Source organism: Mycobacterium sp., from assembly GCF_047975165.1.
GTDB lineage: Bacteria > Actinomycetota > Actinomycetes > Mycobacteriales > Mycobacteriaceae > Mycobacterium.
In genome coordinates this window covers 20075-29496 of record NZ_JBKECZ010000058.1, presented here as the reverse complement: position 1 = coordinate 29496, position 9422 = coordinate 20075, and the positions used below count along the sequence as shown (strand labels likewise).

The 9422-nt window shown below is 67.4% G+C and carries 14 protein-coding genes; 12 read left to right on the top strand and 2 right to left on the bottom strand.

Translation table 11 applies throughout. The features are described from left to right. On the top strand, window positions 1–473 hold a 473-nt coding region (locus ACK5M9_RS06545), incomplete at its 5' end, for a TetR/AcrR family transcriptional regulator (protein ID WP_416892369.1). Here the strand turns inward: ACK5M9_RS06545 and ACK5M9_RS06540 are convergent. After that, window positions 474–1349, bottom strand: a complete 876-nt coding sequence (locus ACK5M9_RS06540) for a D-alanyl-D-alanine carboxypeptidase family protein (RefSeq protein ID WP_416892368.1) — start codon at window positions 1347–1349, stop codon at window positions 474–476. Between the two features lie 115 nt (window positions 1350–1464). Here ACK5M9_RS06540 and ACK5M9_RS06535 point away from each other — a divergent pair, with 115 nt between their 5' ends. The 6 genes from ACK5M9_RS06535 (at window position 1465) to trmD (ending at window position 4472) form a co-directional block, all read left to right on the top strand. After that, complete coding sequence (locus ACK5M9_RS06535) at window positions 1465–1884, top strand: nuclear transport factor 2 family protein (RefSeq protein WP_416892367.1); 420 nt, start codon at window positions 1465–1467, stop codon at window positions 1882–1884. Window positions 1885–1896: 12 nt separating this feature from the next. After that, on the top strand, window positions 1897–2190 hold the full coding sequence (locus tag ACK5M9_RS06530) for a hypothetical protein (RefSeq protein WP_416892366.1): 294 nt from the start codon (window positions 1897–1899) through the stop codon (window positions 2188–2190). Window positions 2191–2432: 242 nt separating this feature from the next. Then, on the top strand, window positions 2433–2978 hold the full coding sequence (gene rpsP, locus ACK5M9_RS06525; RefSeq protein WP_416892365.1) for a 30S ribosomal protein S16: 546 nt from the start codon (window positions 2433–2435) through the stop codon (window positions 2976–2978). A gap of 8 nt (window positions 2979–2986) precedes the next feature. After that, window positions 2987–3229 (top strand): RNA-binding protein, encoded by a 243-nt coding sequence (locus ACK5M9_RS06520; RefSeq protein WP_416892364.1) that lies wholly within the window; start codon window positions 2987–2989, stop codon window positions 3227–3229. Window positions 3230–3239: 10 nt separating this feature from the next. Beyond that, window positions 3240–3758 (top strand): ribosome maturation factor RimM, encoded by a 519-nt coding sequence (rimM, locus tag ACK5M9_RS06515; RefSeq protein ID WP_416892363.1) that lies wholly within the window; start codon window positions 3240–3242, stop codon window positions 3756–3758. Window positions 3759–3785: 27 nt separating this feature from the next. Then, window positions 3786–4472, top strand: coding sequence for a tRNA (guanosine(37)-N1)-methyltransferase TrmD (trmD, locus tag ACK5M9_RS06510; RefSeq protein ID WP_416892371.1), 687 nt, complete (start codon window positions 3786–3788; stop codon window positions 4470–4472). A 138-nt stretch (window positions 4473–4610) separates the two neighbouring features. Here trmD and ACK5M9_RS06505 read toward each other — a convergent pair whose 3' ends face one another. Next, the gene (locus ACK5M9_RS06505) at window positions 4611–5630 is read right to left on the bottom strand and encodes a hypothetical protein (RefSeq protein WP_416892362.1); all 1020 of its coding nucleotides are present in this window, start codon (window positions 5628–5630) and stop codon (window positions 4611–4613) included. Between the two features lie 334 nt (window positions 5631–5964). Here ACK5M9_RS06505 and rplS point away from each other — a divergent pair, with 334 nt between their 5' ends. From rplS to fdhD, 5 genes are all read left to right on the top strand, one after another. After that, entirely contained in the window at window positions 5965–6306 is a 342-nt protein-coding gene (rplS, locus tag ACK5M9_RS06500; RefSeq protein WP_416892361.1) for a 50S ribosomal protein L19, read from the top strand. 264 nt (window positions 6307–6570) lie between these two features. Next, complete coding sequence (gene lepB / locus ACK5M9_RS06495) at window positions 6571–7446, top strand: signal peptidase I (RefSeq protein ID WP_416892370.1); 876 nt, start codon at window positions 6571–6573, stop codon at window positions 7444–7446. A 13-nt stretch (window positions 7447–7459) separates the two neighbouring features. Then, window positions 7460–8254 (top strand): ribonuclease HII, encoded by a 795-nt coding sequence (locus tag ACK5M9_RS06490; RefSeq protein ID WP_416892360.1) that lies wholly within the window; start codon window positions 7460–7462, stop codon window positions 8252–8254. Beyond that, on the top strand, window positions 8251–8556 hold the full coding sequence (locus ACK5M9_RS06485; RefSeq protein ID WP_416892359.1) for a DUF2469 domain-containing protein: 306 nt from the start codon (window positions 8251–8253) through the stop codon (window positions 8554–8556). Before ACK5M9_RS06490 ends, ACK5M9_RS06485 begins: the two co-directional genes overlap by 4 nt. 13 nt (window positions 8557–8569) lie before the next feature. Then, a complete protein-coding gene (gene fdhD / locus ACK5M9_RS06480) occupies window positions 8570–9400 on the top strand; it encodes a formate dehydrogenase accessory sulfurtransferase FdhD (protein ID WP_416892358.1) in 831 nt (276 codons plus the stop codon). Window positions 9401–9422: the final 22 nt, after the last annotated feature.

The following is a 9422-nucleotide window of genomic DNA, read 5'->3' as shown; positions in this document are numbered from 1 at the left end:
TCGAGACCATGGGCGACTTCATGGCGGCCACCGCCTCGGAGGTGCTTCGCCGGCAACTGGAAACGTTCACCAAACAGGTCGCCGCGATACCCGCCGACACCTCGGCCCTGGAGGCGGGCCTGGCGATCCTGCGAGACATCACCGGCGGCAGCGTCAACGCCGTGCTCTATGAACTGCTGGTCGCCGCCCGCACCGACGATAGGCTGCGAGCCACACTGCGGGACGAGTTGGGGCAGTACACCGCGAAGATCTACGACGCCGCCCGAGAGCTGCCCGTGGCACGGGCGTTCGGAGACGACACTTTTCCCGTCGTCGTGTCGCTGCTGACCAACATTTTCGACGGGGCCGCCATCGTGGAAGGCGTCCTGCCGCAACCCGACGTCGCCCAGCGGCGGATCCCGGTGCTGTCCGCGCTGCTCACTGCGGCATGGCCGGACCCGGCCCGAGGCGAGCCCGGGCCGGCCGCGGGGTGACTACAGCCAGCCGATACCGGACTGCGGACCCTGGGCGAAACCCCAGTCGAACAGGGTGCCCGCCTGGTCCCAGTACGTCGGTCCACCCTCTTTGACCAGGCCGTACATCATGGCGATCACCAGTCGGCGGCCACCACGCTCGGCCGCGGCGACGAACGTCTTGCGGGCGGCGTTGGTGTAACCGGTTTTGCCGCCGATGGCACCCGGATAGCGGGTCAGCAGATCGTCCTGGTTGAAGATCGGCTCGTAGCCGTTGTCACCGGGGAACATCGCCGACGGCTCGGCGGTGATGGCGGCGAACATCGGGTCGGACATCGCCGCCCGGAAGATGACCACGAGGTCGTGTGCGGTCGTCCAGCCGGGGCCGTCGTCGCCGTCCAGGCCGGACGGGGTCACCGCGTGGGTGGTGCCCGCGCCCAGTGAGGCGGCCTTGGCGTTCATCTTGGCCACCGCGGCGTCCGGGCCGCCCAGCATTTCAGCCAGCGTGTTGGCGGCGTCGTTGCCCGAAACCAGCAGCACGGCGTCGAGCAACTCGCGGCCCGTGTAGGTGCGGCCCGCCTCGATGCCGACGCAGTTGCATTCGACGTCGGTGTCGGCCTCCTGGGCGACGACGGTCGAATCCAGGTCCAATTCGTCGATCGCGACGAGCGCCAGCAGCACCTTGATGGTGCTGGCGGGCGGATGGGCGACGTCCTGGCCACGGCCGGCCAGGATTTGACCGCTGTCCATGTCGGCCACGATCCAGGTCTGCGCCGGACCGTCGGGGATCGGCGCCGAACCCGCCGCCTGCTGTACATCGATGTCGGCCGATGCTGCCCCGGTGCTGAAAATCGCGACCGTGAACAGCGCGACCGCAGCGGCTATGAGCTTTCGCATGGGGGCAGAGTGTAGCGGCCGGCGGTGGTCGACCACCAATTCCAGCAGCGCGTTTTGCCAGCCGAATTGTGCGGACCTGCTGTCGTTCGCCGGGCTCGCGGTGTTGAATCGAATCATGTTGAGTCTGGAAGAAATTTCCGACCGCTTGGAAATTCAGCAGCTCCTGGTGGACTACTCCACCGCTATCGACCAACGCCGCTTCGACGACTTGGACGCCGTGTTCACCCCGGACGCCTATATCGACTACCGGCAGCTCGGCGGAATTGACGGCAGCTATCCCGAGGTGAAGAAGTGGCTGTCGGAGGTGCTGCCGAACTTCCCGGCCTATTCGCATTTGCTGGGTAACTTCTCGGTCCGCATCGACGGTGACGCGGCGTCCTCGCGGGTGATCTGCTTCAACCCGATGGTGCTGGACGGCGAGCAGGATCAGGTGCTGTTCTGCGGACTCTGGTACGACGACGAGTTCGTGCGCACGCTCCAGGGCTGGCGGATGACGCGGCGGGTGGAGACCAAGACCTTTCAAAAACTCGTGTGAAGGGAGATGACCATGGAGCGCTGCATCGAGGCGGCGATGGCGGCCGTGCTGATTGCGGTGGGACTGATCGCCGCGGCGCCGGCGGCCAGTGCCGGCTGCGTGTACGGCGGACCGGGCATTCTCGGTAAGTGTGACGGTCCGATTGCGCCCGACGGCAGTTGGGAACGCTGCGTGGCCGTGGCCAATCTGGTGATCAACGGCGCCAGTTCCTACGTGGCGCCGGTCAAGAACTGCGACGTGATGGGGCCCGGCCAATTCCCGGCGGACCTCGCCTTCGCCGATCCGCCGGCGCACATAGACGACTGAGGCCGGCGTCGGACGCCCCGGCGCCCCGACGCCCGGCGCCCCGACACCCCGACGTCCCGACGTCCCGACGCGGGTCTGTGCCGCCGTGCGATTTTTTGGCGACGGCCGCCTTCTGGCACAATGAATGGCTGTCCGCCGGGCGATCACGATCGTTCGGTGGTCATACACGCGAGGCGAAACCGGACCTGGGCATCCCGCCCAGGTCGCTGAATCGCAGCGTGACACCCACAGGAGAAGTCGTTATGGCTGTGAAGATCAAGCTTGCCCGGCTCGGCAAGATCCGCAATCCCCAGTACCGAATCACTGTTGCCGACGCGCGCACCCGTCGGGACGGCCGCGCCATCGAGGTCATCGGGCGCTACCACCCCAAGGAAGAGCCGAGCCTGATCGAGATCAACTCCGAGCGCGCCCAGTACTGGCTGTCCGTCGGCGCCCAGCCGACCGAGCCGGTTCTCAAGCTGCTCAAGATCACCGGCGATTGGCACAAGTTCAAGGGCCTGCCCGGCGCTGAAGGGCGCCTGAAGGTCAAGCCCGCCAAGCCGAGCAAGCTTGAGTTGTTCAACGCCGCGCTGGCCGCTGCCGACGGAGCTCCCAGCACCGAGGCCGCCAAGCCGAAGAAGAAGTCGGCCCCCAAGAAGGCCGCCAAGGCCGACGCGGACGCCGGTGCGGAGACCGCCGAGCCGGCCGCTGAGGGCGCTGTCGAGCCGACCGCTGAGGCCCTCGAGCCGGCCGCCGAGGGCGCCGCCGAGCCCACCGCCGAAGCCGGCTCCGAGTCGGCCGAAAGCTGACAGCCGCGATGAGCACCGTTGTGGTCGACGCGGTAGAACACCTGGTCCGCGGCATTGTCGACAACCCCGACGACGTCCGGGTGGATATGGTGACCAGTCGTCGCGGACGAACCGTCGAGGTTCACGTGCACCCGGAGGACCTGGGCAAGGTGATCGGCCGGGGTGGGCGTACGGCGACCGCACTGCGCACCCTCGTCGCCGGTATCGGCGGGCGCGGAATCCGTGTCGACGTGGTGGACACCGACCGGTAGCCATGCCCTGATGGAGCTGATCGTCGGACGCGTGGCGAAAGCCCACGGGATCGCCGGCGAGCTCGTGGTGGAGGTCCGCACCGACGATCCGGACGCCCGGTTCGCGGCGGGCTGCCGGGTGCGCGCGAAGCCCCGGGGCAACGGTGGTGAGCGCAGCTATGTCGTCGAGGGCGCCCGTCCGCACGGCGCCCGACTGCTGGTGCGACTGGCCGGCGTGGCCGACCGGAATACCGCCGAGACGCTGCGCGGCAGCCTGTTCGTCATCGACTCCGGCGATCTGCCGCCTATCGGCGAGCCGGACACCTACTACGACCACCAATTGGAGGGTCTGCGGGTCCGGACGGCGGGGGGCCACGAGGTCGGCGTCGTCACCGAGGTGCTGCACACCGCGGGCGGCGAGGTGCTGGCGGTCACCTGCGATACCGGTGAGGTGCTGGTGCCGTTCGTCGGCGCCATAGTCACCTCGGTGTCGCTGGACGACGGCATCCTGGAGATCGAACCGCCGGATGGACTCCTTGACCTCGGCTAGCGGAAGCATTGCGAGATGACCGCCGGCATGCGAATCGATGTCGTGACGATTTTCCCGGAGTACCTGAATCCACTGCGGGAGTCATTGCCGGGTAAGGCGATCGCGACCGGATTGGTGGACATGCGTGTGCACGATCTGCGGCGGTGGACTCACGATGTGCATCGCTCGGTCGACGACGCCCCGTACGGTGGCGGCCCCGGCATGGTGATGAAGGCCCCGGTGTGGGGCGAGGCGCTGGACGAAATCTGCACGCAGGAAACGCTTTTGGTTGTGCCCACCCCGGCGGGGGCATTGTTCGCCCAGGCCACCGCCCAGCGGTACAGCACCGAGAAGCACCTGGTGTTCGCCTGCGGCCGCTACGAGGGTATCGATCAGCGGGTGGTTGCCGACGCTGCGCGCCGGATGCGCGTCGAAGAAGTCTCGATAGGCGATTATGTGTTGCCCGGCGGGGAGTCGGCAACGGTGGTGATGATCGAGGCGGTACTGCGGTTGCTTGCCGGCGTGCTGGGCAATCCCGCTTCGCACCAGCATGATTCGCACTCGCCGGCCCTGGACCACCTGCTGGAGGGGCCCAGTTACACCAGGCCCCCGAGGTGGCGCGACCTCGACGTCCCGGAGGTCCTGCTGTCGGGTGACCACGCGCGCATCGCGGCCTGGCGGCGAGAGGTGTCGATCCGGCGCACCCGCGAGCAGCGGCCCGAACTGCTGGATTGAGCCGGTCACTCGAGGCTGCTAGGGCGCTTGTTCGCGAGCGTAACGCCACGGCGAAATCCGGAGCGTGAAATCGCAGCCACGTTACGCTCGCGAACGACTCAGACTCGACGTCCCTGAGATCCTGCTGGATTGAGCCGGTCAGATACGGCCGTTGGGGAAGATCGTCTTGACCGCCCGGGTGATGGTTTTTCGCGCGGTGGCTTCGTCGGACGACTGCAGCGATTCGATCACCATGATGTAGCGCCGGTCGGCGCCGATCACCCCGGTGGACAGGTGCATCCAGGCGGGCCCGATGCAGCACATCCAGCCCTGCTTGACGGCAACGGGTTCGGCGTAGAGACCCTCGGGAATGCCGAACCGCTGCGGGTAGCCGTCGGCTCCGGTGGCGGTGGACTTGGCCAGATCGGAGAGGATCAGGCTCGCGCGGTCGGCCGGCAGACCGCCGGTGCCGTCGAGCAGGCTCTCGTAGTAGTGGATCAGGTCGGTCGTCGAGGTGATCGTGTTCCACCACTGGCCGTCGCCGGGCGGCGTGGTCGATTTGAGCCCGTACCGCTTGGCGACCCGGGTGATGATGGCGTCGCCGCCGTTGCGGGCCCAGAACCACGCGGCGGCGTTGTCGTCGGATGACCTCAGCATCGCGTGGAGGGCGCGACGATCCTGCTTCGTCAGCACGGTGCGCCCCTGGGATTCCTTGAACAGCAGGTCATCGGCGATGAACAGCTTGGCCACCGATGCGGTGGTGATGATCTGGTCGTTGCCGTTGGTGATCAACCGGTGTGTGGCGCGGTCCATGATCGCTACCGCCAGGGATGCGCCGCGGACCGCGGCCGCGCCGGTGGCTTTCCCAACGCGCTCGCGTACTCCCTCGAGCCCGCCCAGACCGAAGTTGGTCAATTCAACCGGGATTCGGGACAACTCGACCGGGACTTTCGACGAAGATATCGACCGCATCAGCAGTTCGAGCACCTGTGCTTGACCTGACCGCGGTAGCGGTTGGCGGGATTCAGGCTCAGACACGGTCTGGCCGCGCGGCTGCGACACCCTCGACACCGTCGCGCGAACGGGTGCCTGGCAACCGGCGACCTCCAGCACCATCGTCGACACCAGCAACACCGCGACCGCCGCGGTGGCCGGCGTCCTACGGGGCCAGGCTCGCATCGCACTCCTTCTGGCGTCCTGGGCTGCCTTCCGGGCCGCTTCCCGGGCCTGGTCTGGCGGTGGTTTGGACGTCAGTCATATGTACCATTATCCGGCGCGGCGCGGCGGGTGCGGAGCAGGGGAATTTCCTGTGATTTTCAACAGATGCCCACCATCTGGCACAATTGGCCAGTTGTCTCCGGCGGTCGCCGGCCGGCCGATGGAACCGGTCCTTCGCCTGCTGCCTGCCGCCCGCCGCGAGATGAGTTCTTCAAGTCCGTATCCATCGGCTTGGTGGCCGCTCTACGCGCGTAGGCGGCTCACCGGGTCGCGACCCCGAGGAAGTGTCTTTCCAATGAACAGGCTGGACTTCGTCGACCAGGCGTCGCTGCGCGGCGACATCCCCGCCTTCAGCCCGGGCGACACCGTCAACGTGCACGTCAAGGTCATCGAGGGCGCCAAGGAGCGCATCCAGGTGTTCAAGGGTGCGGTCATCCGGCGCCAGGGCGGCGGTGTCCGCGAAACGTTCACCGTGCGCAAGGAAAGCTACGGCGTGGGCGTGGAACGCACATTCCCGGTGCATTCGCCGAATATCGATCACATCGAGGTGGTGACCCGCGGAGACGTTCGCCGCGCCAAGCTGTACTACCTGCGCGGACTTCGCGGCAAGAAGGCCAAGATCAAGGAAAAGCGCTGACCGGGAGCATCCCGGGCCACCGGGCCGCCGCGCGTCGGGACTCGATCGGCGTTTCCATGCGCCATCCTGTGCAACGGCCCCGACTCCGCTGGCTACGCTGATCCGGTGACCGAACCCGCGAACCCCACGTCTGGAGAAGACCCGGAGGATGGCCAGTCGCAGCTGACTGCGCAGCAAAGCGGCGCAGCCGAGGAGGCCGTCGCCGTTGAGGCCGACCCGGCCGACGTCGATCCGGTTGAGGCCGACCCGGTTGAGGCTGACGCGATCGAGACCGACCCGGCTGACGCCGACCCGGCTGACGCCGACCCGGTTGACGCCGACCCGATCGAGGCCGACCCGGCAGATGCCGACCCGATCGAGGCCGACCCGGTTGACGCCGACCCGATCGAGGCCGACCCGGCTGAGACCGACCCGGACCAGGACGAATCCGAGCCCCGGCGATCGACCCTGCGGGAACTGGGGTTGCTGGTGGGCATCGCGACCTTCATCTACTGGGTGGTGTTGACGTTCATTGCGCGGCCCTACCTGATCCCGTCGGAATCGATGGAACCCACCCTGCACGGGTGCTCGACCTGCGTCGGGGACCGGATCCTGGTCGACAAGCTCACCTACCGGTTCAGCTCGCCCGAACCCGGCGACGTGGTCGTGTTCAAGGGACCGCCGTCCTGGAACGTCGGATACAAGTCGATTCGCTCGCCGCACACCGCGCTGCGTTGGCTGCAAAACGTGCTGTCCTTTGTCGGATTCGTACCACCGGACGAAAATGACCTGGTCAAGCGGGTGATCGCCGTTGGCGGCCAGACGGTGCAGTGCCGCACCGAGACCGGGTTTACCGTCGACGGCGAGCCCGTGGCCGAGCCGTACCTGAATCCGGCGACCATGATGGCCGACCCGGCGGTGTATCCCTGCCTGGGCGTCCAATTCGGCCCGGTCGTCGTCCCGGAGGGCCGGCTGTGGGTGATGGGGGACAACCGGACACACTCGGCGGACTCCCGGGCGCACTGTCCCATGCTGTGCACGGGCGACCCGACAGAGGGAACCGTGCCGGTCGACAACGTGATCGGCAAGGCCAGGTTCATCGTGTGGCCGCCGTCGCGGTGGGGCGCCATCGATTCGGTGAATCCACAGCAGGCCCGATAACCGTGGCTTGACCATGAATACGACTTGGCCGCCGCGCACGGTGATCCGCAAACCCGGGGGTCTGCACACCCTGGAATCCGCACTGCACCGCAATGGCCTGGGTCCGGTCGCCGGGGTCGACGAGGTGGGGCGGGGGGCGTGCGCAGGTCCGCTGGTGGTGGCGGCGTGCGTGCTGGGCCCGCGGCGCCTGGACAGCCTGGCCGCCCTCGATGATTCGAAGAAGCTCACCGAGAAGTCCCGGGAGCGGCTGTTCCCGCTGATCTGCCGCTATGCGCTCGCCTACCATGTGGTGTTCATTTCGCCGGCCGAGGTCGATTCCGACGGTGTGCACGCGGCCAATATCGAGGGGATGCGCCGTGCGGTGGCCGGGCTGGCGGTGCGCCCCGGCTATGTGCTGAGCGACGGCTTCCGGGTGCCCGGCCTGCCGGTGCCGTCGCTGCCGGTGGTCGCCGGGGACGCTTCGGCGGCATGTATCGCCGCGGCCAGCGTCCTGGCCAAGGTCAGCCGCGACCGGCTGATGATCGCCCTGGATGCCGAGCATCCCGGCTACGGTTTTGCCGCCCACAAGGGCTACGGCACCGCCGCCCACACCCGCGCGCTGGCCCGGCTGGGGCCGTGCCCCGAGCACCGCTACTCGTTCGGCAACGTAAGCCGGATCGCCGACGGCGCCGGTCGGGCGCCGGTCGTTGGCGCGGTGACCCGAGTCGCGCGCCACCACCCGCCCGCGGGCGGTGGGCGGCGGCCGGCAGCCGGCGGGGAGGAAAGATGGCGGCAAGGATTCGACGGAGAAGGACGTCTGGGCAGATGAGTGCTGAGGATCTCGAAAAGTACGAAACCGAGATGGAGCTCTCGCTCTACCGCGAATACAAGGACATCGTCGGCCAGTTCAGCTACGTCGTGGAAACCGAACGGCGGTTCTATCTGGCCAACGCTGTCGAGATGGTGCCGCGCAACGCCGACGGCGAGGTGTATTTCGAATTGCGCCTCGCCGATGCCTGGGTGTGGGACATGTACCGACCGGCCCGGTTCGTCAAACAGGTGCGGGTGGTCACCTTCAAGGACGTCAACATCGAAGAAGTCGAGAAACCCGAACTGCGGCTTCCGGAGTAGCCGTGCCAGCCGGATGGCCCCGGTGGGGCACGTAACCGTACGACGGCGCGCCACGCATGTGGCAGCCGGCCTGGCGAGCACCCGACACGAGATCCTGGCTGGGGAAGAACCGCTGGAGATCCGCGTCAACGGATCCGCAGTCACGGTGACCATGCGCACGCCCGGCTCGGATTTCGAACTGGCGCAAGGCTTCCTGCTTACCGAGGGCGTGATCGGCCGGCGCGAAGACGTGCAGACGATTCGGTACTGCGATGGTCGCGACGCCGCCGGCGAACCCACCTACAACGTGCTCGATGCGACCCTGGCCCCCGGCGTCGCGCCGCCGCGCCTCGATGTGACCCGAAACTTCTACACCACATCGTCGTGCGGTGTCTGCGGCAAAGCCTCGCTGGAAGCCTTGCGACTGATCAGCCGGTTCACCCCGGGAGACGAACCTGCCAGAGTTGCCGCCGACACCCTGACGGGTATGCCCGACCGGCTTCGCCACGCTCAGAAGGTGTTCGCCAGCACCGGTGGGCTGCATGCGGCCGGGTTGTTCGGTTTCGACGGAACCATGCTCGCGGCGCGGGAGGACATCGGCCGGCACAACGCGGTCGACAAGGTGGTCGGCTGGGCGCTGGAGTGCGAACGGATCCCCCTGGACGCATCGGTGTTGCTGGTGAGCGGGCGGGTGTCCTTCGAGTTGGCTCAGAAGGCTCTGATGGCCGGGATTCCCGTCATTGCGGCGGTGTCCGCACCGTCGTCACTGGCCGTCGAACTCGCAGAACAGTCCGGGATCACCCTGGTGGCGTTCCTGCGGGAAGATTCCATGAACGTCTACACCAGGGCGGACCGCATTATCTGACGTCCGGTTGTGGATAACCGGA